Source organism: Desulfovibrio sp. (assembly GCF_019422935.1).
Taxonomy (GTDB): Bacteria; Desulfobacterota; Desulfovibrionia; order Desulfovibrionales; family Desulfovibrionaceae; genus Desulfovibrio.
On the sequence record NZ_JAHZCJ010000007.1, the window covers coordinates 159,370 to 183,367 of the forward strand.

The 23,998-nt window shown below is 56.8% G+C and carries 22 protein-coding genes; 12 read left to right on the forward strand and 10 right to left on the reverse strand.

What is annotated here, in order from left to right; genetic code table 11:
• Positions 1-10: 10 nt before the first annotated feature.
• On the forward strand, positions 11-517 hold the full coding sequence (locus tag QZ383_RS10465) for an AsnC family transcriptional regulator (RefSeq protein WP_291445263.1): 507 nt from the start codon (positions 11-13) through the stop codon (positions 515-517).
• Between the two features lie 81 nt (positions 518-598).
• Here the strand turns inward: QZ383_RS10465 and QZ383_RS10470 are convergent, their stop codons facing one another.
• The gene (locus tag QZ383_RS10470) at positions 599-1,345 is read right to left on the reverse strand and encodes a methyltransferase domain-containing protein (RefSeq protein WP_291445326.1); all 747 of its coding nucleotides are present in this window, start codon (positions 1,343-1,345) and stop codon (positions 599-601) included.
• Between the two features lie 557 nt (positions 1,346-1,902).
• Here QZ383_RS10470 and QZ383_RS10475 point away from each other — a divergent pair.
• Positions 1,903-3,045 carry a D-alanyl-D-alanine carboxypeptidase family protein gene (locus tag QZ383_RS10475; RefSeq protein WP_291445265.1) on the forward strand — a complete coding sequence of 381 codons (1,143 nt, stop codon included), beginning with the start codon at positions 1,903-1,905 and terminating at the stop codon, positions 3,043-3,045.
• A 95-nt stretch (positions 3,046-3,140) separates the two neighbouring features.
• Here QZ383_RS10475 and QZ383_RS10480 read toward each other — a convergent pair whose 3' ends face one another.
• The 9 genes from QZ383_RS10480 to QZ383_RS10520 form a co-directional block, all read right to left on the reverse strand.
• Positions 3,141-3,890 carry an SDR family NAD(P)-dependent oxidoreductase gene (locus tag QZ383_RS10480; RefSeq protein WP_291445267.1) on the reverse strand — a complete coding sequence of 250 codons (750 nt, stop codon included), beginning with the start codon at positions 3,888-3,890 and terminating at the stop codon, positions 3,141-3,143.
• A gap of 3 nt (positions 3,891-3,893) precedes the next feature.
• Complete coding sequence (locus QZ383_RS10485; RefSeq protein ID WP_291445269.1) at positions 3,894-4,319, reverse strand: MarR family transcriptional regulator; 426 nt, start codon at positions 4,317-4,319, stop codon at positions 3,894-3,896.
• A gap of 166 nt (positions 4,320-4,485) precedes the next feature.
• Positions 4,486-6,009, reverse strand: coding sequence for a YifB family Mg chelatase-like AAA ATPase (locus tag QZ383_RS10490; RefSeq protein ID WP_291445270.1), 1,524 nt, complete (start codon positions 6,007-6,009; stop codon positions 4,486-4,488).
• A 129-nt stretch (positions 6,010-6,138) separates the two neighbouring features.
• Positions 6,139-6,759: a signal peptidase I gene (lepB, locus tag QZ383_RS10495; protein WP_291445273.1), complete on the reverse strand. Its 621-nt coding sequence runs from the start codon at positions 6,757-6,759 to the stop codon at positions 6,139-6,141.
• Between the two features lie 263 nt (positions 6,760-7,022).
• Positions 7,023-8,333 carry an NCS2 family permease gene (locus QZ383_RS10500; protein WP_291445276.1) on the reverse strand — a complete coding sequence of 437 codons (1,311 nt, stop codon included), beginning with the start codon at positions 8,331-8,333 and terminating at the stop codon, positions 7,023-7,025.
• 283 nt (positions 8,334-8,616) lie between these two features.
• Positions 8,617-9,216, reverse strand: coding sequence for a MarC family protein (locus QZ383_RS10505; protein ID WP_240825209.1), 600 nt, complete (start codon positions 9,214-9,216; stop codon positions 8,617-8,619).
• 477 nt (positions 9,217-9,693) lie between these two features.
• Complete coding sequence (locus QZ383_RS10510) at positions 9,694-9,840, reverse strand: hypothetical protein (RefSeq protein ID WP_291445278.1); 147 nt, start codon at positions 9,838-9,840, stop codon at positions 9,694-9,696.
• Complete coding sequence (epsC, locus tag QZ383_RS10515; protein WP_291445279.1) at positions 9,833-10,744, reverse strand: serine O-acetyltransferase EpsC; 912 nt, start codon at positions 10,742-10,744, stop codon at positions 9,833-9,835. Before epsC ends, QZ383_RS10510 begins: the two co-directional genes overlap by 8 nt.
• Positions 10,745-11,110: 366 nt before the next feature.
• The gene (locus QZ383_RS10520) at positions 11,111-11,275 is read right to left on the reverse strand and encodes a hypothetical protein (RefSeq protein WP_291445281.1); all 165 of its coding nucleotides are present in this window, start codon (positions 11,273-11,275) and stop codon (positions 11,111-11,113) included.
• A 354-nt stretch (positions 11,276-11,629) separates the two neighbouring features.
• On the opposite strand from QZ383_RS10520, the gene QZ383_RS10525 reads away from it, so the two are divergent.
• The 10 genes from QZ383_RS10525 to QZ383_RS10570 all read left to right on the forward strand — a co-directional run bounded on the left by QZ383_RS10525 (position 11,630) and on the right by QZ383_RS10570 (position 23,883).
• On the forward strand, positions 11,630-13,021 hold the full coding sequence (locus QZ383_RS10525) for an FAD-linked oxidase C-terminal domain-containing protein (RefSeq protein WP_291445283.1): 1,392 nt from the start codon (positions 11,630-11,632) through the stop codon (positions 13,019-13,021).
• Positions 13,018-14,286: a (Fe-S)-binding protein gene (locus QZ383_RS10530; protein WP_291445284.1), complete on the forward strand. Its 1,269-nt coding sequence runs from the start codon at positions 13,018-13,020 to the stop codon at positions 14,284-14,286. Before QZ383_RS10525 ends, QZ383_RS10530 begins: the two co-directional genes overlap by 4 nt.
• A gap of 509 nt (positions 14,287-14,795) precedes the next feature.
• Positions 14,796-15,923: a 2-oxoacid:acceptor oxidoreductase subunit alpha gene (locus QZ383_RS10535; protein WP_291445285.1), complete on the forward strand. Its 1,128-nt coding sequence runs from the start codon at positions 14,796-14,798 to the stop codon at positions 15,921-15,923.
• Positions 15,924-15,935: 12 nt separating this feature from the next.
• Positions 15,936-16,766 (forward strand): thiamine pyrophosphate-dependent enzyme, encoded by an 831-nt coding sequence (locus tag QZ383_RS10540; RefSeq protein ID WP_291445287.1) that lies wholly within the window; start codon positions 15,936-15,938, stop codon positions 16,764-16,766.
• Between the two features lies 1 nt (position 16,767).
• Positions 16,768-17,298 carry a 2-oxoacid:acceptor oxidoreductase family protein gene (locus QZ383_RS10545; RefSeq protein WP_291445288.1) on the forward strand — a complete coding sequence of 177 codons (531 nt, stop codon included), beginning with the start codon at positions 16,768-16,770 and terminating at the stop codon, positions 17,296-17,298.
• Positions 17,298-17,522, forward strand: coding sequence for a 4Fe-4S dicluster domain-containing protein (locus QZ383_RS10550; protein WP_291445290.1), 225 nt, complete (start codon positions 17,298-17,300; stop codon positions 17,520-17,522). Before QZ383_RS10545 ends, QZ383_RS10550 begins: the two co-directional genes overlap by 1 nt.
• Positions 17,523-17,538: 16 nt before the next feature.
• Positions 17,539-18,444: a bifunctional enoyl-CoA hydratase/phosphate acetyltransferase gene (locus tag QZ383_RS10555; protein WP_291445291.1), complete on the forward strand. Its 906-nt coding sequence runs from the start codon at positions 17,539-17,541 to the stop codon at positions 18,442-18,444.
• Between the two features lie 108 nt (positions 18,445-18,552).
• Positions 18,553-19,629 carry a butyrate kinase gene (buk, locus tag QZ383_RS10560; protein WP_291445293.1) on the forward strand — a complete coding sequence of 359 codons (1,077 nt, stop codon included), beginning with the start codon at positions 18,553-18,555 and terminating at the stop codon, positions 19,627-19,629.
• 533 nt (positions 19,630-20,162) lie between these two features.
• The gene (locus QZ383_RS10565) at positions 20,163-21,593 is read left to right on the forward strand and encodes an SLC13 family permease (RefSeq protein ID WP_291445294.1); all 1,431 of its coding nucleotides are present in this window, start codon (positions 20,163-20,165) and stop codon (positions 21,591-21,593) included.
• Between the two features lie 334 nt (positions 21,594-21,927).
• On the forward strand, positions 21,928-23,883 hold the full coding sequence (locus tag QZ383_RS10570) for a sigma 54-interacting transcriptional regulator (RefSeq protein ID WP_291445296.1): 1,956 nt from the start codon (positions 21,928-21,930) through the stop codon (positions 23,881-23,883).
• The last annotated feature ends 115 nt before the right edge of the window (positions 23,884-23,998 follow it).

Genomic DNA, 23,998 nt, shown 5'->3' on the forward strand with positions numbered 1-23,998 from the left:
GAGGAACGCCATGACGCAGCCCACGGCCCACGCGGCCACCCCTGCCACCACAGAAACGCTGATGGACAGCGTTGACCGCCAGCTGCTGGATATCATCCAGACAGGCTTTCCCCTCACCCCGCGCCCTTATGCAGATTTGGGCCAGATGCTCGGCATCGGTGAGGAAGAAGCGCTCGAGCGTGTGCGCGGTCTCAAGGCCCGCAAGATCATCCGCCGTCTGGGGGCCAACTTCCAGTCGGCCAAGCTGGGCTTTGTGTCCACCCTGTGCGCCGCCAAGGTGCCGGACGACAAGATGGACGAGTTTGTGGCGCGGGTAAACGCCTGCCCCGGAGTGACGCACAACTATCTGCGCGAGCATGTCTACAACATCTGGTTCACACTTATCAGCCCCTCGAGAGAAGAAAGCCAAGCCACGCTTGATGCCCTCACCGAGGCCACCGGCATTGCCATTCTTAATTTGCCTGCCACCAAACTGTATAAAATCCGTGTGGATTTTCGCATGGATGCAGACGCCTGAAAGAATGCTGCCCGCTAAAAACAGAGCCGGTGCTTTCGATTGTTCCGAAAGCACCGGCTTTTTTATGGATGGAGTTGCTGATTACCGCGCCATGAGCGCAAACACGCCCCAACCAAGATATTCCCTCGCATACTTGGCATAGCGCTTTGGCTCGTTGGTCAATTGGCTGCGAATTTCTTGGGCAAAATCGTCATCCGGATTCGCCTCAAGCCAGCGCCGCATGGTCAGCCACTTGGCAGCTTCGTATCTGTCCCAGCCATCCTGATTTGCCAGAACCATTTCCACAACATCATAGCCAAGATCGCCAAAGGATTCGATGAGCTCTGGCAGCATGAGAAAGTCGGCAATGGCAGTTGCGCCACAGCCCTGGGCAGCGTCTTCCGTGGCCGGCAGGTGCAGCCAATATGGCTCGCCAATGAGGATTACCCCGCCGGGGCACAGGCTTTGCCTCAAAAGCCCAATGGTGCCCGCAACGCCGCCGCCTATCCATGTGGCCCCAACGCAGGCGGCCAGATCAACCTTTTCAGCCGCAACGTAGCCTGCGGCGTCAGCGTGGATAAATTCCACCTGACCAGCAACGCCCAACTCTTGCGCGCGGAGCCGTGCCTGCCCGCAAAACAGCGGGCTCATGTCTATGCCAATGCCTGTAATGCCGTAATCTCGCGCCCATGTGCAGAGCATTTCGCCCGAGCCGCTGCCAAGGTCGAGCACACGGGTTCCCGGTTTGAGACGCAACGCAGCCCCAAGGGTCGCAAGCTTTTCTGAAGTATACGGATTATGGATGCGGTGTTCGCTTTCCGTAATGGTGAAAATACGGGGGATGTCCAGCACTGTAAGCTCCTTGTTGTATTTCATGTCGCTCTGGATATGGAGTGCTATACGCCAATAGTTAATTTGCATATTGCAAAAAATCAAAGGCATTTCATTCCATTTTCATGGTCAAGACATGCGTGTAGCCATTCATTGCGCGCCCACCATGCACAAGCATATTATGCAATACCGATGACAAGAGCATTCTACTTGTCATTTCAGAAATGAATAATCGCAAACCATCGATTATACATAAATCAGGCAAGAACTACCAGGCTAGACAATGAATTGCATGTTACCCAAGCATGTCCGGCAATGGAGAGGGAGTAAGAGCCGACCTAACGGGCCAACGCAATATCAAGCAAAAATCGCGCAAAGCGGGGAGGCACTGCCCGCTTGCCATAACTGCCCATCTTTAGTACACAAGCATTGCGTTGTTCCATTTAGTAAATCTCTAAACTTTTTCTCGTGGCTTTCCTCAACACATACGCCCGCGACCCCACGGCCCAGCCGTTGCAGCCGCGTAGCGCAGCGCACTTGAGGCTTGACGTCCAGCCAACGCATAAGGACTGTGCATGACCAGCACCCGTCGTTTTTGCCTGCCGCTCCGCACGCTCTTTGCTATCGCCGCCCTGCTTTGTGCAGCTCTTCTGTCACACCCAGGCGCTGCTGTTTCGGCCCCAGCCGTTCCGCCGCAAAGTTCCCTTGGCGTTTGCTCCGCCATTTTATACGACCTTGACCGCGACGCCATACTTTTTGAGCAAAATGCCGACCAGCGCATTCCCCCTGCCTCGCTGACCAAGATCATGTCCATGTTTCTTGCCATGGATCAGATCAACTCAGGCCTGGCTCGCATTGACAATACCACCATGATCAGCCGTAACGCGGCCCGCACCGGCGGCTCACGCATGGGCCTCAACGAAAACGAGCAGGTTACGCTTGAGCAGCTCCTCACGGGCATGGCTGTTTCTTCCGGCAACGACGCCAGCACGGCAATGGCCGAATATGTGGGCGGCTCCGTACCCGCGTTCATCAACATGATGAACGCCAAGGCCCGCGATCTGGGCATGCGCGACAGTTACTTTGTCAATCCGCATGGCCTCCCGGCCAAGGGGCAGTACACTACCGCTCGCGACATGCTGACCCTTGCCCGCGCCTATCTGCATGCCTACCCCGATGCGCTACGCTTCCATAACACCCATGTTCTGAACTACCGGGGCCGTGTCACCTGGAACAAGAATCCCTTGCTTGGGCAGTACCCTGGCGCGGACGGCCTTAAAACCGGCTGGATCAACGCCTCGGGCTACAACCTGGTTTTCACGGCACTCAAGGGGGACAAACGCCTGCTGGCCGTTATTATGGGCGCGCCCGATTCGCAAATTCGCAGCATTGAGGCCTTCCGCCTGCTGGATGCCGGTTTTGAGGTATGCAGCAGCGAGGCTCCCACAGTTGTGGCCGCTCTGGACACCCTGCCGCGCGAAAAATATCACCCCGACATCCGCAAAAATGCCCGCGAAGCATACCACCAGTTTGCCGGAAACGACCGGGGCGAAGGTGCCCAGACCGTACACCGCGCCAAGGCAACCAACCACAGCAAGCAGGCCAAGGCGACCAAGACGGCCAAGAGCAAAAAGAAGAACGTGGAAAAAGTCGCCCGTCAGCGCGGTAACGACAATGACGGGCAGGCAGCCCGCCGCGTTGCCAACAACGCCAGCTAAAAGAAAGGCGCTCAGCTGGAAATTTTGAAGGCCCGTGAACTACAAAGGTTCACGGGCCTTTCTTATAAAACCGCAGAAAGGAAAGACGTCCCACACTATTGCGCGGTGTAGCCGCCGTCTACAGTGTAACAACTGCCTGTAATGAACGATGCATCATCCGAAAGCAAAAAAGCCGCCAGTTTGCCCACCTCTTCCGGTTTAGCCATACGCTTCATGGGGTGAGATTCCGCCATCATCTGCCGAATGCTTTCCGGCAACCCTTTCATGCGGTCTGTATCAACATAACCTGGGGCCAGGGCGTTTACGCGTACACCTTTTTCTGCAAATTCCAGCGCAACAGATTGCGTCAGCCCCACAACGCCATGCTTGGCGCAAGTGTACGGGGCAATCCCCGGAATCCCCACCATGCCGTTGACGGCGGAAAGGTTGACCACCGCACCACCTCCGGTTTTGAGCATGGCGGGAATGGCATACTTCATGCCGTAAAAAACGCCGCTCAGATCCGTCTGAATAACCTCCTGCCAATCCGCCACGTCATAATCGCATATGGAGACGCCATGCGGCCCGGTTATGCCCGCATTGTTCACAAGATAGTCAATTTTTCCAAACTGTTCTATGACGGAATCAATCAAGTTTTTGACGGAAACGTGGTCTTTGACATCTGTAGTCATGGGGAAAACGCGTTGTCCAGACGGATCCATGTTCCGCGCCGTGGCCTCAATAGCTGCACTGTCCCTGGCAGTTATGACCACTGTAAGCCCGCAGTTATAAAGCTCCTGAGCGATGGCTTCGCCAACTCCGGTGGAGGCGCCTGTAACTATGGCAATATTGCCGCTGAATTTCATTGCTTATGCCTTTCCCTTGCCGGACGAAGCTACGATTTTACGGCAAAGTGCCGCAAAGACTTCGCGTTCCTGTTCCGACAAGGCGGTTTCGATGGTGCCCAACAGTTCTCTTCTAAATTTTTCCGCTCTATTAAGAAAATCCCTTCCGTCGGAAGTGATTGATATGTCGTAACTGCGCCTGTCGGTTCGGCTTTTGTTTTGAACAATGTAATTTTTATCCAAAAGCCTTTTGGTAAGCTTGGACGTGCCAGATTGGGAAATCCCACGCAGGGCGGCCAGCTCCGTGGTGGTTTTGCTGCCGTTCTGCGCAAGGGCATCAAGGATTTCGTATTGCGCGGTGGTGATGCCTTCAACATTGAGGCGGTTAAGAGTGCTGATTACCAAGCATTGAAAAGGAATATACGATTTTTCCAGAATGTCGTTTTCCATAAATACTCCATATACAGAACCGAGGAAATATATTCCTTGGTTGATATATGACTGTATCATGTATTTAGTCAAGAGCACTTCGCGCCCCAGGTGTCGCCTCAATTAAGGCTGCCTAGGGAGGTAACATTCTTAAAATTTGTGGGATGTTGCTGTGCTGAAAAGAGAATCAGCCCCTGTCCAGCACACGGAGCGACACGGCTTCGGCAAGGTGCCGCGTTGCGATGTTGGCGGCATCGTCCAGGTCGGCAATGGTACGGGCCATGCGCAGCACTCTGGCGCATGCCCGCGCGGAGAGGGAAAGACGGTTGACCGCAGCCTCCATCAAGGCATGGCCTTCGGCATCCAGCGCGCAATGCTGATCGAGCAGCGCGCCGGAAAGTTCCGCGTTGCAGCGCGGGCCATCGCTGCCGTAACGCGCCCTTTGGGTTGCCCGGGCCTTGAGCACGCGCTCGCGCATCTGTGCGGACGAAGCGCCGCGGCCTGTGCCGCGAAAATCCGAATAGGCCACGGCCGGGACTTCCACATGCACGTCAATGCGGTCAAGCATGGGGCCGGAAAGCCGCGACTGATAGCGTACCCGTTGTTCCTCACGGCAGGTGCACTGGTGCGTGGGGTCGCCGTAATAGCCGCAGGGGCAGGGATTCATGGCCGCCACCAGCATGCAGGCAGCGGGAAAGTTCACGCTGTGCGCGGCACGCGCAATGGCCGCCACGCCGCCTTCCAGGGGCTGACGCAACGCCTCAAGGGCCGTTTTGCGAAATTCCGGCAGTTCGTCCAGAAACAATACCCCTCGGTGGGCAAGACTCACCTCGCCGGGGCGTGGATACCCCCCGCCACCCACCAGCGCCACGTCGGATATGGTGTGGTGCGGCGCGCGAAAGGGCCGCACACGCATAAGCCCGGCCTCCGGCGGCAGCTTGCCCGACACGCTGTAAATTTTGGTGACTTCCAGGGATTCTTCAAAGTCCAGAGGGGGCAGAATAGTGAGCAGGCGCTGGGCCAGCATGGTTTTGCCGCTGCCGGGCGGGCCGATGAGCAGCACGTTATGGCCGCCTGCCGCAGCCACTTCCAGAGCGCGTTTGGCGGCCTCCTGCCCTTTGACCTCGGCATAATCCTGCCTGTAGGCCGGTGCCTCAAGCATATCGGCCACGGGTTCGCACAGCGGCTCCAGCGGTTCTGCGCCAGCCAGAAAGGCAGCGCAGCGGCCAAGGCCCTCGGGCGCGAACACCTTGAGCCCGCGCACCACCGCAGCTTCCGCGCCGTTGCCGGGGGGAATCACCAAGCCTGCAGCCCCCTGCTGGCGCGCCAGCAGGGCCAAGGGCAGCACGCCGCTCACCGGGCGCAGCGCGCCATTGAGCGAAAGCTCGCCCGCCAGATACATGCCCTGCAAAGGCTCCGCAGGTATAATGCCCGCAGCGGCCAGCAGCCCAACGGCCAGCGGCAGGTCATAGCTTGCGCCGCTCTTGCGCCGCCACGCCGGGGCAAGATTTACCGTAATCCGCGCCGGAGGCAGCTTGAAGCCGCAGGCGCGCAAGGCGGCAAAGACCCTGTCCTTGGCCTCGCGCACCGCTGTTTCCGCCAGCCCCACCATGGTGAAGCCGGGCAGGCCCTGCCGCACGAAGTCCACTTCCAGTTCCACGGGGTAGGCATCCACACCTTCAACCCCGCCGCTGTTCAAACGGACAACCATGCGTTCTCCTTGAGCCTGCAAATGATAAGCGGCGCGGATTATTGCATCTACCCACGCCGCAAAAATCTTGCCGTCAGACGCACCGGGCAAATCCCATTCGCGCCTGCAAGCAGAATGTACCGCCAGATGCTATTGCACGGCCTTGCCGATGCGATCCCAGCGGATATCGCCCAGACCGCCCCACGACCAATAGATGCGCCAGGCTTTGGCGCGTATGGCGCTGCGGTCCACAAGGCCCCAGAAGCGCGAATCCATTGAGTTGTCGCGATTGTCGCCCATGACAAAATACTTGCCCTCAGGCACGGTGATCGGGCCGAAATTGTCGCGCACCGGCTGGATGCGGTCAGGCTCGGTAAAGCGGATGTAGGATTCCTTTACCGGCTCGCCGTTGCGGAACAGCTGCTTGTTGCGCACCTCAATGGTATCGCCGGGCGTACCGATGATGCGCTTGATGTAGTCCACGCTGGGATCATTGGGGTATTCAAAAATGATAATGTCACCCTTGACCGGGTCGCTCCCCTTGTAAATGTAGGAGTGGGTAAAGGGAACCTTGATGCCATAGGAAAACTTGCTTGCCAGCAAATGATCGCCCACAAGCAGGGTTTTAACCATGGATTCCGAAGGAATCTTGAATGCCTGCACCACAAAGGTGCGGATGACCAGAGCCAAAATAAGCGCGACGAACAGAGCTTCGCCATATTCCCGCCACAGGGGTTTTGGGGGGCGCTGTGATTGCAGAAGCATTGCCATGTGCGAATATTCCTCATGTGCCTTTGGGGCTGGTGAGCGTTACATTTTCGGTCGCAAAGTATGCCCTGATGCGAAAGTAAAGGCAAGGAGCTGTGCTTCTTCTCCCTGCGGTTCAGCAAAAAACAAACCCCCGCCCGGCATCAACCGGAACAGGGGCCTGTTCAGCAATCACAGTGCGTTGCCGCTATGGGGCCTGGAGCAGGCTACCTTGCAAGATTCGGCTGCTCCGCGCAGATTTTGAAAAATCCGCGCCTTAAAATACTCTAGTGGAGGCGCAGGGCAAAGTTGACTACAAAGCACAGGGCAATGACCACCATCACCACATTAAGATCCTTGATACGGCCAGAAAGAACCTTGATGCCGACCCAGCTCACAAAGCCAAAGCCAAAACCCGTGGCGATGTTGAAGGTAAGCGGCATGCTGATGATGGTCAAAAAGGCGGGCAAGGCAACGGTAAAGTCCTTGAACTTGATGCGCCCCACTTCCTGCATCATCATGGCGCCCACAATGATCAGCACCGGGGCCGTGGCATAGGCCGGAGCCATACCAATCACAGGCGCAAAAAACAGGGTGAGGAAAAAGAGCACCGCAATGGTCACGGCGGTCAGCCCAGTGCGCCCGCCCTCGACCACGCCCGCCGCGCTTTCAAGATAGCTGGTGGATGTGGTCGCGCCCATGACGGCGCTGGCCATGGTGGCGATTGAGTCGGAAATCAGGGCCTTGTCCAGATTTTCAATGTGCCCGTCTTCACGAATGAACCCGGCTTTCTGCGAAAGGCCGATGAGCACGCCCATGTTGTCGAACAGATCAACCATGGTCAGGGTAAAAATGATGGAGATCAGGCCGTGGTGCAGCGCGCCCTTGAGGTCCATCGCCATAAAGGTCTCTGTGGGCAGGAGCAGGGATGTGTTGATGATGCTGCCCTGCGGCATATGCGGCCCGTTCAGCACCATGTCCGCCGCCGCAATGGCCACGATGCCGATGATCATGGCTCCCGGCACGCGCAGTGCAAGCAACGCGCTGATGAGAAAAATGCCCACCACCGAAAGCAGGGTCTTGGGGTCGCCCAGGTTACCGAGGGTCACAAAGGTGGCCGGGCTGGCCACCACGAGGCCGCAGCTCTTCATGCCGATAAAGGCGATGAACGCGCCAATACCCACCACGATGGCGTACTTGAGATCCATGGGAACGGCGTTGATGATAAGCTGGCGCACCTTGGTGACGGTGAGCAGCAGAAAGACCACACCAGAAATGAACACCGCGCCAAGGCCGGTCTGCCATGTATAGCCCGCAGGGCCGCAAACGTAGTAGGCAAAAAAGGCCGTGATGCCGAGGCCGGGCGCTACGCCCACGGGGAACTTGGCCCACAGGCCCATGAGCAGCGTTGCGATGACGGTAATCCAGATGGTGGCCGCCACGGCGGAATCCTTGGGCATACCGGCGTCAGCAAGCATGCTGGGAACCACAAAAATGAGGTAGCACATGGCCATAAAGCTGGTAAGGCCAGCCCGTAACTCGCGCCGAACCGTGCTGCCTCTGGCCGCAGGATTAAACATTTTTTCCAGTATGCCCATGACATCCTCCTCTTGTTGCCGCACCGCGCGCCCAATATATCAAGTTGTTTTGCGCCGGGGCAGCAGCCCCCATGCCGTTAATCTCTTTGGTTTGCCCTTTGCAGCGCCGCCGCTTCCGGGCCTCGCCCCTTGCCTGTGCCAAGATCGAACCTGAACCACAGCCGGGGCGTCCTACCCCTCTACCGCCAAATTCTGTTCATCTTATAGAAAATACGGCGAAATCCGTAATTTTCGCCGTCTGTTCGTATTGTTGGCCCGCCAGCCGTGCAGCGGGACAAATACTCTACCCCAGAAAGGCCCGTATACCGGTAAAAATCACCTGCGCCGCTATGGCTGCCAGCAAAAGCCCTGTCAGCTTGGACAGCACGGCAATGCCCGTGCGGTGCAGGGCGCGTACCACGCCATCGGCCATACGCAGCAGCACAAACATGCCAAAGGCAGCGGCAAGCAGTGAAAACACGCCCACCAGCACCTGATGCATCTCTGTGGCGGACGCGCCCATGACCATCACCGCGCCGATGGAGGCAGGCCCCATGCCAAGCGGTATGGCCAGCGGCACAACGCTGATGTCGCCCTCCTTGCCGGAAAGCGCATCCTTGCCATCATCGTTCATGAGGGAGACTGCCGTAAGAAAAAGCAACACGCCCGCGCCGATACGGAAGGCATCAAGCGTGAAGCCGAAAAGCGAAAACAGGTGTGGGCCAAACAGGAACAGCGTTACGCCGATAAGAAAGATGGCCGCAGAGGTTTTGGCGGCCACCATGGATTTCTGTTTTTTATCAAAGCCCTTGGTGCCGCTGATAAAAGCGCTCAGCACGGCGGGGGGCGTCATGAGCGCATAAATTTTGATGCTCGTGCCCACAACTTCAGTAAAAAATTCCATGCGAACTCCCCTTCCTGGGCGGAAGCCTGGCGTTTGAGCAACTGCCTGCCCTGCACGAATTGTTGCAAAAATCCGCGCCATGAAATGCCTGCAAAGCACGATGTCTGCCTGTTGCCCCAATCGTTGTCCTACAGGGAGTAGCCCCTGAAGACAGCTTGGAGGCCTTGCTGACAGGCAAACATCTCAAAAGAAAAACACGCCAAGGAACATACGCCGCGAAAGGCCAGAATTTATGAAGGCGGGAGTATGTCATGCAAGGGGCGTCATGTCCATAGCGTCAGCCCACCTGAACCTGAAAATTCCTGCACTGGCGCGCCCTGCACGGCATGGTGCCCGCAAAAACGGCAATCGCTGCCTGTATGCCAGCAACATTGACCACGGTTTCAAATGCAAACAACAGACCCTGCCGTTCCTGCACACCTCTGGGCGCGCAAGAACGACAGGGCTTGTCAATTTGAGGCAGGGCCACAAGCCGCGTTAGTGCCCCACGCTGACGTCTGTCACCACCTGACCCTTGGGTTGCACATTGAGGCCGCAGCCTCCAAGGCTTACCAAGGCGGCGCACAAGGCCACGCTTAGCAGGAGCAGCACCGTGGGGCGCAACAACCTGCGGCCTTTAGTCACGGGGTTTCTCCTGCGTGATGCGTGCGCCAGCCTGCACATCCTGTGTAATCCACACATTGCCGCCGATAACGGCCCCCTTGCCCACTGTCACGCGGCCAAGAATCGTGGCCCCGGCGTAAACAGTGACGTTGTCGCACAGTATGGGATGCCGGGGGTTGCCCTTGGTGAGGGTTCCATCCGCATTTTTGGGAAAGGAAAGCGCGCCCAGGGTCACGCCCTGATACAGGCGGCAATTACGCCCGATGATGCAGGTTTCACCAATAACCACGCCTGTGCCGTGGTCGATGAAAAATTCCTCGCCAATGGCCGCGCCGGGGTGGATGTCGATACCCGTTGTGCCGTGGGCCATTTCAGAGATGATGCGCGGAATGACCGGCACCTTGAGCTTGTAGAGCTCGTGGGCAATGCGGTGGTGAAACATGGCCCGCAGCGAAGGATAGCAGAAAATGGTTTCGCCTGGGCTGGTGGCCGCAGGGTCGCCCTCATAGGCGGCCTTGGCATCGCCAGCGAGCAGACGGCGTATTTCCGGCAAGCTGTCCATAAATGCCAGAGCGGCCTGCTGGCCCTCTGTTTCGCACGAGGTGCAGGGGATGCCCAGCCCCTCGCAACTGAAGCAGAAGCCGCGCACGATCTGCTCGCCCAACAGGCGGTGTATGCTGTCCAGGTTGGCGGCAAGGTGATAGCGCATGGATTCGCGCCGCACAGTGGCCGCGCCAAAATAGCCTGGAAAGATAGCGGCGCGTAGACGCTCCAGTATTTCGGAAAGCACCGGCAAAGATGGCATGGGCGCGCCCTGCCCCGAGCGGTGCCACACGGTGCTGAGCGAATCTTCCCGGCAAAGGCGTTCAACAACGCTGTCTATGAGGGGCATGCCGATCGTGGTGATGTCCTGCTTTTTGTTCATGGCAAAATCCTGCGGAAATATTCGGTTACGCTTGAACCCGTGGGCGGCTCAGGCCGGCTGCGGGCGTCCCGGTAATTCTTATCAGCCTACATGGAGTTGCCCGCTGCCGCAATGGGCAGCCAGCGCCGCTACAGAAAATACACAATAAATCACGCCCTTCGTTAAAACTTTTAACGCAAGCAGGCGCGCCACACCTGAAACGACCTTAAATTCTTTCCCAAAAGCGCTGCATTCAGAGGATATCCCGCACACCGCACGGTCAGAAAAACATACTGCCCCGTTGTTATTCAGTAAGCACGCTCCTGGCATAAGCAAGGGCGCAGCCGCAGCTTAAATCCATAAAACAGTTTTCAGCGTTTATTCCGGCTATTTTGCCTGCCCGAATCCGGCAAGTTGGCAGATGGCAGGCGAACGGCTGGCAGACGTGCCGCCGCCATCCCCCAGATTGGGTGCCAACTGCCACGCACAGGAACAATCCCGCCACAGACCGCCATACTGGCAAACAAAGCCATGCGCAACGCCTCGAGCCATTACTCGTTTCCATTCCCGCTGTTAATTTTTGCAACCATCACGTACGCAATATAAACAGCTAGTGGGGATTTCAAGCCTCCGTATTTTAGAAAAATATACATAACTATCTAAAAAACATAACCATATATTATGTGGCATGATTGCTGCTTAATTATGAACAATTCGTAACAAGTGCCCCAAGCTCCAGGCAAATGACGGCTCAGGTTACGTCAAAAAGGATAAATTTCGCGCGGAGTGTCCGCGATTTTATTGAATATGTTGTCGCTGTCTTGCTGGACGCACATACCATCGGCAGGCGTTTGGAAGGACAAAAAATTTTGCACACCGCGCCAATGCGGTTAGCGAGGAGAAAAAATGCTGACAAAAGAGGATATTCGCACACATATCGCTGCATTTATCGGTGAAAAAAACATGCTCACCAAGCAGGAAGACCTCGTTTGCTACACCTACAACGCGGGCGGGGCGGCCCCATCGGCCTTTCTGCCCATTCTGGTTGCACTGCCCATCACCGCCGAAGAAGTTTCCAAGATCGTCGGCTTCTGCAATGAACACAAAATCAGCGTGGTCACCCGTTCGCAGGGAAGCGGCCTCAGCGTCAACGCCATTACAGAAAGCGACTATTCCATCATCATTTCGCTGCAACGCATGAATTCCATCACTGTGGAGCCGGAAATCCTGATGGCTGTTGTTGGCCCCGGCGCAATCACCGCTGACATCAAAAAAGCCGCCGCCGCGCACAGCCTCATGTATCCGCCGGATCCCGCCAGCTTCACTTTTTCTTCCATCGGCGGCAACGTGGCGACCGATGCAGGCGGCCTGCAGTGCGTCAAGTACGGCACCACCAAGAGCTACGTTACGGGCATGCAGGTAGTGCTGGCTTCGGGCGAGATTATCCGCGCTGGCGGCAAATGCATCAAGGACGTGACCGGCTACAACCTCACCCAGCTGTTCACGGGTTCCGAGGGCACTCTTGGCGTCATAACAGAAATCACCCTCAAGCTCATTCCCCTGCCGCAGGCAAAACGCGCCATGCGCGTTGCCTTCAACAACATTGAAAACGCCGCCAAGGCTGTTTCTGCAATCATGACCAGCGGCGTTGTGCCCTCCATCATGGAATTTCAGGAACAGACCCTGATCCGCGCTGTTGAAGACTACACCCATGCGGGCCTGCCCGTGGATGCGGGCGCAATGCTGCTCATCGAAGTGGACGGCGATGTTTCCACCCTCAAACCGCAGGTGGAGGTCATCCGCCGGGTGTGCGAGCAGCTGGGCATGGTCGATTTTCACGTGGCAGAAACTGCGGAAGAGGCCGAGCAGCTTTGGGTTGCCCGCCGTTCCGGCCTGCCCGCCCTTGCCCGCGTGGCAAAGGGACGCTTGGGCGGCGACCCGGCTGTGCCCATCAACAAGCTCGCCCAGGCCGTGCACATGCTCTTTGAAGTGGGCAAAAAGCACGGCATCAAGGTGAGCTGTCAGGGCCATGCGGGCGACGGCAACATTCATCCTCACTTCTTCTTCAACTCTGATGAAGAAAAGAAAACAGCCGCCAAGGCCCGTTCCGAATTCCATTACGAAATCATCAAGATGGGCGGGACAGTTTCTGCGGAACACGGCGTGGGCCGCGAAAAAGCGCCCTACATCACCAAGCAGCTGGGCGAAGCTCAGGTCGGGGCCATGCGGGCCATCAAAAAGGCCCTTGATCCCAACAATATCCTGAATCCTGGCTGCATCTTCGGAGGCCAGGCATGAGCAAGTCCCTGGACGAATTGAAAGCAGCCGCCCTCAAATGCACCCGTTGCGGGCAGTGCCTCACCATCTGCCCAGTTTACGGCAAGACATACGAAGAATCCAATTCTTCGCGCGGCAAGCTTTTTCTGCTGCGTTCTCTGGCAGACGGCACGGTAAAGCCCACCAAGGAACTTATGGAACTGGCCGCCCGCTGCACCCTGTGCATGCGCTGCAAGGCCATCTGCCCTTCCGGCGTCAACACCACCGACCTGATCATGGCCTTGCGCCGCAAGATGGCGGAAGAAGGCCAGCTGCCAGCCGCAAAGACCATAGCATTCAAAGCTGTCACCAAGGGTCGGCTGTTTGATATGGCCTTGAGCCACGCCAAACCTTTTCAGTCCATACTCTTCAAAAATACTGAAAACGGCGCGGGCAAGGTTTCACGCATTCCCATCCCCGCCGCAGGGCTGAACCTGCGCCGCGTTGTCCCGGCCCTGGCCGACAAGCCGCTGCGCAAGGTCATGCCTGCCGTCAGCAGCCCCAAGGGCTCCGCCCGTGCGCGGGTGGCCTTTTTCCCCGGCTGCATGCTCAACTATGTCTACGTCAATGCGGGCAAAGCCCTCATAGACGTGCTGGTGGCCAACGGCGTGGAAGTTCACCTGCTGGACAACCTCCAGTGCTGCGGCACACCGCTGTTTTCATCCGGCGATTTTGACGGCGCGGCCCTGCTGGCTGAAAACAACGCGCGCATCCTTTCGCGCGGCAGCTTTGACGCCGTCATCACCGGCTGCGCCACCTGCGGCTCGGCCCTCAGCAAGGAATACGGCGAGGTGCTGCAAAACAGCGACGCGCTTTCTGCGTGGGAGGGATTCAAGGACAAGGTCTTCGACTTTTCCGACTTCCTCACCAGGCTTGGCCCCGCGCCCTATGTGCAGAACGTCCCTCTCAAGGCGACCTATCACGATGCCTGCCACCTTGTGCGCGGCATGGGCGTCTCCAAGCAGCCCCGCAGTCTCATCCGCGCCATACCCGGCCTGCGCTTTGTGGAGATGAGCCGCCCCGATGTCTGCTGCGGTTGCGCGGGCACGTTCAGCGCCACCCACTATGACCTGTCCCAGCAGATTCTGGCGGATAAAACCAGCGACATTCTGTCCACAGGGGCAGATGTTGTCGCCACTGGCTGTTCCGCCTGCAAGATGCAGCTCATCGACGGTTTGAGCCACCGCGGCGCAAACATTCGCGTGCTGCACACTGCCGAACTGCTTGCCAAGGCATATGGCCTGTAACAGGGCCATGCCGCGTCCCCTACGCGGCATCCCTTGCGAGCATGCTTGCTGTTTTGATTGAGCCATCTGCACAACGAGCATGCCCGCAGGGGAAACAGGATCTGATCAGTCGCGAAATACTTGTAACTCCCTGCGGTTTAATCTTTTGCGCGGGAATAAGGGGTCAGCCCCACACAACGTTAACTTTCGCAACACTGCCGAACACATCGTTAACAAAACAATCCAGCCTCTGGAAAAAAGAGAAGTAATTTCAGCGCAGTGCAGTAATTAATTATTTGGCACAATATTTGCTAAATTACAGACTGCAACTCTTGGATAATGGCAGATAAATACGCTCTCAAGCGCTTGTATTTTTCATATAAAAAAGAAAACTACAGCCACTCAAACTGCAATTAATGCCGTGAAATTCGACAAATGAAGTTGTTTTGCACAAAGCAGTACACATCAATTTGAGCAATGGCAGAATAATTACTGGTGGCACCACAACGGAAACGAGGTTTAGAAAGGCAATGAAAAAACAAAGCAAGCTCATCCAGGGTAACGCCGCCATCGCCCAAGGCGCATTCTACGCAGGAGCGCGGTTTTACGCCGGGTATCCCATCACCCCTTCGTCCGAAATTGCTGAAATCGCCTCGCGCGAGCTCCCCAAGCTCGGGGGGATTTTCATGCAGATGGAAGACGAACTGGCGAGCATGGGCGCCATTGTGGGCGCATCACTGGCTGGCGTGAAGTCGTTCACCGCCACCAGCGGCCCCGGTTTTTCGCTTATGCAGGAAAACCTCGGCATGGCGACCATGGGCGAAGTACCTGTGGTGGTGGTGAACGTGCAACGTTCCGGCCCATCCACAGGACTTGCCACCAAACCGGCCCAGTCCGACATCATGCAACTGCGCTGGGGACGGCATGGCGACCAGGAAATCATCGCGCTGACCCCGGCTTCGGTGCAGGAATGCTTTGACCTGACGGTCAAGGCCTTCAACCTGTCCGAGAAATACCGCGTGCCGGTCATCATGGCTCCGGAAGAAGTCTGCGGGCACATGCGTGAAAACGTTGTCATTCCTGACCAGGGTGAGGTGGAGGTGGTTGACCGCAGCCAGCCCACCTGCGCCCCCGCAGACTACATGCCCTTCTGCTTTGACGAAGGCGCGGTTGCCCCTCTGGCCAGATATGGCAGCGACTATGTTTTCCATGTCACCAGCTCCATGCATGGCGAAAACGGCTTTAGCTGCAATACGCCCGAAAATGCCGGACGCAGGGTCGCCCAGCTGCACACCAAGATTGCCAAGGGCCGTGATGAAATCGTCATGACGCGCTACTTCGGTAAAGAAGACTGCGAAACCCTGATCATTACTTCCGGCGTGGTCACCCGCGCAGCCCGCAGCGTGGCGCAAGAGGCCAATGCCAGCGGCGGCAAGGTTGGCGTTCTCCAGCTGCAGACTCTGTGGCCCTTTGCCGATGTGGAAGTGCGGGAAGCCGCACGCAAGGCCAAGCGCATTGTTGTTGCTGAAATGAACTATTCCGGCCAGCTGGCTGGAGAAGTGAAAAAGTATGTGCCGGATCCTTCGCTGGTTGTTGGGGTTAACAGCTACAACGGCAGCATCATGACCCCGGCCCAGATCGCAGCCGCCTTGAAGTAAAGGAGAAATACAATGGCACAGGCTATTTCACGCTCGCTTCTTAACAAAGAGGCACTGCCGCTCATGTGGTGTGCGGGCTGCGGCAACGGCATTGTCCTGAACGCGCTTTTGTGCGCCATGGACGAGCTGAATTTCAAAAAGGAAGACGTTCTTGTCGTCACCGGCATTGGCTGCTGGGGCAAGGCCGATGATTATATTTCCGCCAATGCCCTGCATACCACGCACGGGCGCGCCCTCACCTTCGCCACCGGCGCCAAGGCGGCCAACCCCAATCTCCACGTCATCGTCCTCATGGGCGACGGCGACGGCACCACCATTGGCGGCAACCATCTTATCCATACGGCCCGCCGCAATATGGACCTCACTGCCATCATTGTGAACAACCTGAACTACGGCATGACCGGCGGCCAGTACTCGGCAACCACGCCCAACGGGGCCATCACCAGCACGTCTGTTGGCGGCAACCCCGAACGCGGCTTTGACGTGTGCGATCTGGTGCGCGCGGCAGGGGCCAACTTTGTTGCCCGCGAATCCGTCACCAGCGGCATGCGCCTCAAAAACCGCATCGTTGCCGGTATTCAGAAAAAGGGTTTTTCGCTTATCGAGGCCATGAGCCCCTGCTCCACCCTGTTCGGCCCCCGCAACAAGATGAAGCAGCCTGTGGATATGCTGCGCAATCTCAAGGAAAAGGCCGTTTCCCAGGCCAAGTTTGATTCCATCGAGAATGCCGCGGATCTTGGCTACTTTGTCACCGGCGTCATCGCCGACAAGGACGTTCATGATTTCAACACTCGCTACGAGGCCGAGCGCGCGGTGATCACGGCCGCCAAGGGAGGAAAGTAGCATGGCCCAGTATGAATTTATCATGGCTGGCACCGGCGGGCAGGGCCTTGTGTTTTGCGCGTCCTTCCTTGCCGAAGCCGCAATTCTGGGTGGCCGCAACGTAGTGCAGTCCCAGTCGTACGGCATCTCGCAGCGCGGCGGCTTTATCAGCGCCGAAGTGCTGATGGACGATGCGGAAATTCTTTTCCAGCAGGTCGTCAAACCCAATCTGATCATTGCGCTGAACGAAGTTGTGGGCACCCGCTACGACAATGCCGTAGCCCCCGTAGTGTACGACACCTCGCTCATGAAACCCCGCCAGATGAGCAACTGGATCGGCATCCCCATGACCGAGATCGCCCATGAACTGGGCGCGCCCAAATCGGCCAACCTTGCCGGTCTTGGAGCGGCCATGGCGCTTACAGGGGCACTGCCTCTGGACACGCTGCTGAGCATCGCCGAGCGCAAGGGCAAACCCGAAGTGGCCAAGATTAACATGGAAGTGATCAGGCGAGGCGCTGCTGCTGCCGAAGCCGCCCGGGGGGGAAACTGATGAGCGAGGAAAAGAAAACTTTTGAAGTTTGCGTGGACGCCGTGCTCTGCAAGGGCTGCGGCTACTGCAAGGAACTCTGCCCCAAGTCCGTTTACGACTTCGGCACGGAATACAATGCGGCTGGCTATCTCTTTATGACTCCGGTCAGTGCGCAGGCCTGCATAGGCTGCCGCACGTGCATGATGGTCTGCCCCGACTTTGCCATTGAAGTTCTGGAAAAATAACAGGCCGGAGTCTATCATGGTATACAAAAGCTTTGACGAGCTTGAAGCAGCAGTGATGCAAAAGGCCCACAAGTGCAAGGTGGCTGTGGTGGAAGCCGCAGACGAACATGTGCTTGAAGCTGTGCGGCACGCTGTTGAAGTTGGCCTTGTGGAGCCGCTGCTGTTTGGCAAGCGGGAAGATATCGCAGCCAAACTCAAAGCCATAGGCCTGCCGGGCGATGCCTATCCCATTGTTGAAACCGCCACGCCGCAGGAATCGGCCACCGGAGCTGGCATGGCGGTCAAGGAAGGCCGGGCCAACTTTATTCTCAAAGGCCTGATCCAGACCGGAATTCTTCTCAAGGGCCTGTTCAAGGAAGAAACCGGCTTCCGCACCGGGCGGCTGATCTCGCACATGAATATTGTACAGGTTGCCACCTACCCCAAGCTTCTGGCCCTGTGCGATGCCGCCATCAACATTGCGCCTTCGCTTGAACAGAAGCGCGACATTATCCAGAACGCGGTGGATGCCCTTGCGCGCATGGGTATTGATAACCCCAAGGTTGCGGTGCTGTCCTCTGCGGAAACAGTTAATGAAAAAATGCCTGAAAGCGTTGACGCCGCCGCGCTGAAAGAAATGAACAAAAAAGGCCAGATCACCGGCTGCCTGATTGAAGGCCCCATATCCTATGATCTGGCGGTATGCGCGGAATCAGCCGCCACCAAGGGCTACGAAAGCCCCGTTGCCGGTGATGCCGACCTGCTGGTGTGCCCCAATATTGTCACCGCCAATGTGCTTATCAAGTGCCTGCGCCATACAGCCAACGCGCTGACCGCAGGCATAGTGGTGGGCGGCAGGGTGCCAGTGGTGCTCAATTCCCGCGCGGCAAGCGCTGAAGACAAGTTCAGAACCATGGTTCTTGCGGCCTCTGCCGCGGGGTAGCCACCTGCTCGCAAGGTTTCAGGCTGCCGCGCTGCATGCAGCTCAGCGCATCAGACGCGGCAGCCCATGGCAGCAAGAGCATTTCACATTGTCCCATAAGGATACGACATGGCGGAAACCAACTATACCGTTCTTTCCATCAATCCCGGTTCCACCTCCACGCGGATTGCCGTTTACAAGAACCACGAGCTTTTGTTCCAGAAAAAGGTGGATCATCCGGCAGAATCCCTGCGCGGCTTTGAAAGCAACGTTGCCCAGTTCCCCATCCGCCTGGATGCCATACTGAAGGCGCTGCAGGAAGAGCAGTTTGACCTGCACCAGCTCTCCGCCGTGGCCGGGCGCGGCGGCAAACTGCCCCCACTGCTGCAAGGCGCGTATCTTGTTGACGAAGGCATGCTGGACTTTCTGCGGCACCGGCCCATTGACGACCACGCCTCCAACCTCGGGGCGCTGCTGGCGCACGAAATCGCCAAGCCGCTGAACATCCCCTCCTACATCTATGACGCCGTGGTGATGGATCAGATGGAAGACATCGCCAAGCTCTCCGGCCTGCCGGAAATTCGCCGCAAGGCCTCGTGCCATGCCCTCAACATGCGCGCCATGGCCATCAAGGCCGCCGCGAGCAAGGGCTGGAAGCTGGCGGACAAGAACATCATTGTCAGCCACATGGGTGCGGGCATCAGCGCCACGGTCATTCATCAGGGCCGCATGATTGACGTCATCACCGATGAGGAAGGCCCCTACTCGCCCGAGCGTTCCGGCGGCCTGCCCAACAGGCAGCTCATCGACCTGTGCTTTTCGGGCAAGTTTGACCGCCATTCAGCCACGCGGCGCACGCGCGGTCAGGGCGGACTGATGGCCTATCTTGGCACCAACAACGCCCTTGAGGTTGAACGCCGCATTGCCGAAGGCGATGAAAAAGCCCGCCTTGTGTACGACGGCATGACCTATCAGGTAGCCAAGCACATTGCCTCGCTGGCGGCGGTCATCAACGGCCAGGTGGATGTTGTGGTGCTTACCGGCGCATTGGCCAACTCCTCATACATCATTGAACGTGTGGTGCCCCGGATACAGTTCCTCGGCGAAGTCATGGTGCTGCCGGGAGAAAACGAGCTGGAAGCGCTGGCTTACGGAATTTTGCGCGTACTGCGCAAGGAAGAAGGTTTCCATACCTTCCACGAATAGCCAGGTGCTACCCGTGTCACTCTGCTTGCCCCAATCCCTGTCATTCAAGCAGACCCTCAGGGGCAGGGCGCATACTGCGCCTTGTCCCTGCCCGATGATCAGCGGCTTCTGGCAGGTGGTGCATTTCTAACAATACAATATTTAACTTGCGTGTTAATTTACTTAGCGCAAAAAAAGCACATGTGCGCACGCTGCATGGCAATTAACTGAAAATAAACAATAATTTTACAAGACAACTATGGCATAAAAATTGCTCAAAGCGGTATCAATAGTAGCGCTCATGAAAGAGCGCCGTGGATATCTCAAACGCGTTGAGAGCGACTGGTTGTCTGTGTTCGGTATGCCGCACAATAGAGGATAGCAAGGGCGTTATTGTGTTTGTATCTGATGTGACACTTAACATATGAAGTAAAGTACATTTTCAGGTTGGGTGAATAGCGCCTCCTTTGCTTTTCCGGCCTGCTCAGGGCTTACAATTTTTCGTCCATTTTTATGCCCCGAGGCCGTTCCATTTTTTACACAAAGGGAGTGTCATGGCTGAAATCGCTGCTGAAAACAAAGGGAATCTGGTCAAAAACATTCGCCTTGCCGGGTCTGTTCTTTCCATCATTCTTGGCATCTGGGTCGCCCTGCAAGCGCCGCCGGAAGGCCTGAATGAAAAGACCATGATTGCTCTTGGCATCACCGTGTGGGCTGTGGGCTGGTGGATTACCGAGATCGTGCCCGAATTTGTCACCGGTTTGATGATGTGTATCTTGTGGTCGGCCTTCAAGTGCGTGCCCTTTAAAACAGCGTTTGCCACGTTTTCCACCTCCGGCTGGTGGATCATGGTCGGCGCATTCGCCTTGGGCGCAGTGGCTGGTAAAACGGGCCTGTTAAAGCGTATCTCGCTCTGGGTGCTCAAGCTGTTCCCTGCCAGCTTTGCCGGACAGGTATGGGGGCTGATTGGTTCGGGCACGGTGATCGGGCCGCTCATTCCCAGCATGAACGCCAAGGCCACGCTTTCTTCGCCCATTGCCATGGGCATCAGCGATGAACTTGGCATTGAACGCAAGTCCAACGCGGCAAACGGCCTGTTTGGCGCATGCTATGTGGGCTTTATCCTCATGGGCCACATGTTCATGAGCGGCTCGTTCAGCCATTATGTGCTGGTGGGCATGCTGCCCGAGGCTTATCGCGGCGTTACGTGGCTGCAGTGGCTTTTGTGGTCGTTGCCCTATGGCGTGTGCGTTTTCCTCGGCATGGGTCTTTTCATCGTGACCTGCTACAAGCCCAAGGAAAAGGTCAGCCTGCCCGCAGGCTACAGCACCGCCCAGCTTGAAAAGCTCGGGCCCATGACGCGGAATGAAAAATTGTGCATGGGCGTGCTTATCGTCACCCTGCTTATGTGGATGACCGAATCGCTGCACAAGATATCTGCCGGTGAAGTTTCCCTCATGGCCATGTGCGTGCTCATGCTGCTCAAGGTTATGGACAAGAGCGATTTCAAAACGGGCATCGACTGGTCGTCCGTTGTTTTCGTGGGCAGCATCCTGAACATGGCCTCGGTTATCCAGTCGCTCAAGGTTGACCGCTGGCTTGGTACGGAGCTGCAGCCCCTTCTTGCCAACGTGATTTCCGAACCCGCCCTGTTCATTGTGACACTGGTCGTTGTGGCCTCGCTCGTCAAACTGGTTATAGTGTCGCTCACATCCGCCTCGGCAATCTTTGTGCTGATTCTTCCGCCCATCATGATTGCCCACGGCATGAACCCCTGGATCGCCTGCATGGTCACTTTTGCCGGCAGCGATATCTGGTACCTGAGCTACATGAACTCCATTTACCTTTGCGCCCATTTCGGCACACAGGGCAAAATGGCGCGGCACGGAGCCATGATCAAACTCTCGGCTGCCTATACCGCCATATGTATAGTGGCCTTCCTTATCAGCATACCCTATTGGAAGATGCTCGGGCTCATAAAATAGCGCGCTTCCGGCGTGTTGGGTACGCAAATCGGATTTATTACGCAGTCGCGGCATGGATTTATTATAAAGTCCTTGCCGTGACTGCGTCGTTGAACAGAATATACGGGATAATTGCGGCATACATGGTGCAAGACCCTCATGGCTTGCGTTGCTTGCATGAAATGGCAAAGCGGCACTGACGCAATACAGGTTTTGGCCTGCGTTTTGTCAATACCTGCTGTATTCATTCAATATTTTATACTGTTCATGTTTACTTTGCATACAGCGAGGTTTATGTTTTTAACACCGCCCGGCGCATACGCCATGTGCGAATCCATCAGATGACGAGGCTCCCATGCTGCCAGCCAGTTTCAAACCGCGTATTCTTTGCGTCTCCATTTATGATGAAATGGCCCAGCTTGTGCGCCACTCCGCGGGCCAGTTCGGCGTTGAGGTTGATGTGTTTGATGGCGGCATTTACAACAGCGGGCACCTCCACGCGCTTGAGGTGGAAAACCGTTACGATGTCATCATCAGTCAGGCGGGAACGGCCATCGCCATCCAGCAGATGGTCAAAACACCTGTGGTGCCCATCCAGATTACAGCAAACGACATCGTCACCCCCCTCCGCGAAGCCTCAGAACGTCACCAGAACCTGCTCTGCATCACCTACGACAGCAATCTCAGCGTTGATATTGAATCCCTGGCGGCCTTTGCGCGGCTTAAGAATTTTCGCCAGGTTATCTACCGCAACGAGCAGGACTTCAACAGCATTATTTCCCGTCTTCCCACACTGAACGATGTTGCCATTGTCGGATTTGGCGGATGCGTCATTGAAAAGGCGGCTCAGTACGGCCTGCCCTACTATCTCATACGTTCCAGCAAGGACAGCGTGCATCAGGCGGTGCTTTCCGCCCGCAACATTGTTGACCAGCACATCAAGGAGCGTACCCGCTCCCGCCGTCTGAACAATATTATCAACTATTCCCTCAGCGGCATCGTTTCCGTTAATCGAGACAAAACCATTGCCATCTGCAACCGCCCGGCAAAGCAGATGCTTGACCTGCACGGCAAGAAGCTCGTGGGCATGAACATTGATGCCCCGTCAACGCCGCCGGAACTCAAGCAGATGCTCGGCAACGGTGAATACACAGTGGACAAGGTATTGCCCCTCAAGGGCAAGACCCTGGTGGTCAACCGCGTGCCTATCCGCGTGCGCGAGCATGACCAGGGCACCATCATTGTTTTTCAGGAACTTTCCAAAATCCAGAAAATCGAAGCTGAGGCCCGCGTACAGCTTGCCAGCAAGGGCTTGGTGGCAAAATACAATTTTTCGGACATTATCGGTTCAAAAAACACCCTTGGCCCGGTTGTGGCCGAAGCCAAGCGCTATGCCCGCAGCAGCGCATCCATTCTCATTGAAGGAGAAACAGGCTCCGGCAAGGAACTTTTTGCCCAGAGCATCCACAATTTCAGCGAGCGCAAAAAAGGCCCATTTGTGGCCCTGAACTGCGCGGCCCTGCCCGAGCATCTGCTGGAGAGCGAACTTTTCGGCTATGAAGAAGGGGCCTTTACCGGCGCGCGCAAGGGCGGCAAACCGGGCATGTTTGAGCTGGCCCACCGGGGAACGCTGTTTCTGGATGAAATCAGCGAGATGAGCCTCGCGACTCAGGTGCGCCTGCTGCGCACCTTGCAGGAAAAAGAAATCTTCCGCATTGGCGGCGACCGCGTAATCAACATTGACGTCCGCATCATTGCGGCTTCAAACCGCGACCTCTACGCCATGGCGCAGGAAGGTTCCTTTCGGCGCGATCTGTTTTTCAGGCTCAACATCTTGCCGCTGCAAATACCGCCGCTGCGCAAGCGCAAGGAAGACATTCCCACGCTCATTGCCCATTTTATCAAAAAGAACCATCAACACGTGGCCGGGCGCAGCCGCCTCAAGTTTGACGATGCAACGCTTTCCGCACTGTCAGCGCACGGCTGGCCGGGCAATGTGCGCGAACTGGAACATATTCTGGAGCGCGTGTTTACCCTCTATGACGAGCAACAGGACTTTGACGCGCTGATTACAGACATCATGCGGCGACACTGCCTGCGACAGGGTATGGCTGGCCCATGCCATCCTCTGGATGATGTTTTGCAAGTGCCGCGCGGCACCATGGCAGAGATGGAACGCTTCATTCTGGAGGCCTCGCTCGAGGAGCACGGCGGTAACAAAAAAGCCCTGGCTGACGCTCTTGGCATCAGCCGCGTGACGGTATGGAAAAAACTCAAGGAACTTGAAGGCGAAGAGCAGGGGCAGGACTGACCCCAAGTTGTACGGACATGGCCTGAAGCCAGCCGCGGCTGGTTTTGCCTTTGTATTTTGCCCTACAGTTTTTTGCGCTTTGGCCGATCAGATGGATGCACAGGTTCGCACAAGC

Coding starts and splice junctions, on each gene's coding strand:
- QZ383_RS10465 (WP_291445263.1), top strand. CDS start 11: ATGACGCAGCCCACGGCCCACGCGGCCACCCCTGCCACCACAGAAACG.
- QZ383_RS10475 (WP_291445265.1), top strand. CDS start 1,903: ATGACCAGCACCCGTCGTTTTTGCCTGCCGCTCCGCACGCTCTTTGCT.
- QZ383_RS10480 (WP_291445267.1), bottom strand. CDS start 3,890: ATGAAATTCAGCGGCAATATTGCCATAGTTACAGGCGCCTCCACCGGA.
- QZ383_RS10485 (WP_291445269.1), bottom strand. CDS start 4,319: ATGGAAAACGACATTCTGGAAAAATCGTATATTCCTTTTCAATGCTTG.
- QZ383_RS10490 (WP_291445270.1), bottom strand. CDS start 6,009: ATGGTTGTCCGTTTGAACAGCGGCGGGGTTGAAGGTGTGGATGCCTAC.
- lepB (WP_291445273.1), bottom strand. CDS start 6,759: ATGGCAATGCTTCTGCAATCACAGCGCCCCCCAAAACCCCTGTGGCGG.
- QZ383_RS10500 (WP_291445276.1), bottom strand. CDS start 8,333: ATGGGCATACTGGAAAAAATGTTTAATCCTGCGGCCAGAGGCAGCACG.
- QZ383_RS10505 (WP_240825209.1), bottom strand. CDS start 9,216: ATGGAATTTTTTACTGAAGTTGTGGGCACGAGCATCAAAATTTATGCG.
- epsC (WP_291445279.1), bottom strand. CDS start 10,744: ATGAACAAAAAGCAGGACATCACCACGATCGGCATGCCCCTCATAGAC.
- QZ383_RS10520 (WP_291445281.1), bottom strand. CDS start 11,275: ATGGCTCGAGGCGTTGCGCATGGCTTTGTTTGCCAGTATGGCGGTCTG.
- QZ383_RS10525 (WP_291445283.1), top strand. CDS start 11,630: ATGCTGACAAAAGAGGATATTCGCACACATATCGCTGCATTTATCGGT.
- QZ383_RS10530 (WP_291445284.1), top strand. CDS start 13,018: ATGAGCAAGTCCCTGGACGAATTGAAAGCAGCCGCCCTCAAATGCACC.
- QZ383_RS10535 (WP_291445285.1), top strand. CDS start 14,796: ATGAAAAAACAAAGCAAGCTCATCCAGGGTAACGCCGCCATCGCCCAA.
- QZ383_RS10540 (WP_291445287.1), top strand. CDS start 15,936: ATGGCACAGGCTATTTCACGCTCGCTTCTTAACAAAGAGGCACTGCCG.
- QZ383_RS10545 (WP_291445288.1), top strand. CDS start 16,768: ATGGCCCAGTATGAATTTATCATGGCTGGCACCGGCGGGCAGGGCCTT.
- QZ383_RS10550 (WP_291445290.1), top strand. CDS start 17,298: ATGAGCGAGGAAAAGAAAACTTTTGAAGTTTGCGTGGACGCCGTGCTC.
- QZ383_RS10555 (WP_291445291.1), top strand. CDS start 17,539: ATGGTATACAAAAGCTTTGACGAGCTTGAAGCAGCAGTGATGCAAAAG.
- buk (WP_291445293.1), top strand. CDS start 18,553: ATGGCGGAAACCAACTATACCGTTCTTTCCATCAATCCCGGTTCCACC.
- QZ383_RS10565 (WP_291445294.1), top strand. CDS start 20,163: ATGGCTGAAATCGCTGCTGAAAACAAAGGGAATCTGGTCAAAAACATT.
- QZ383_RS10570 (WP_291445296.1), top strand. CDS start 21,928: ATGCTGCCAGCCAGTTTCAAACCGCGTATTCTTTGCGTCTCCATTTAT.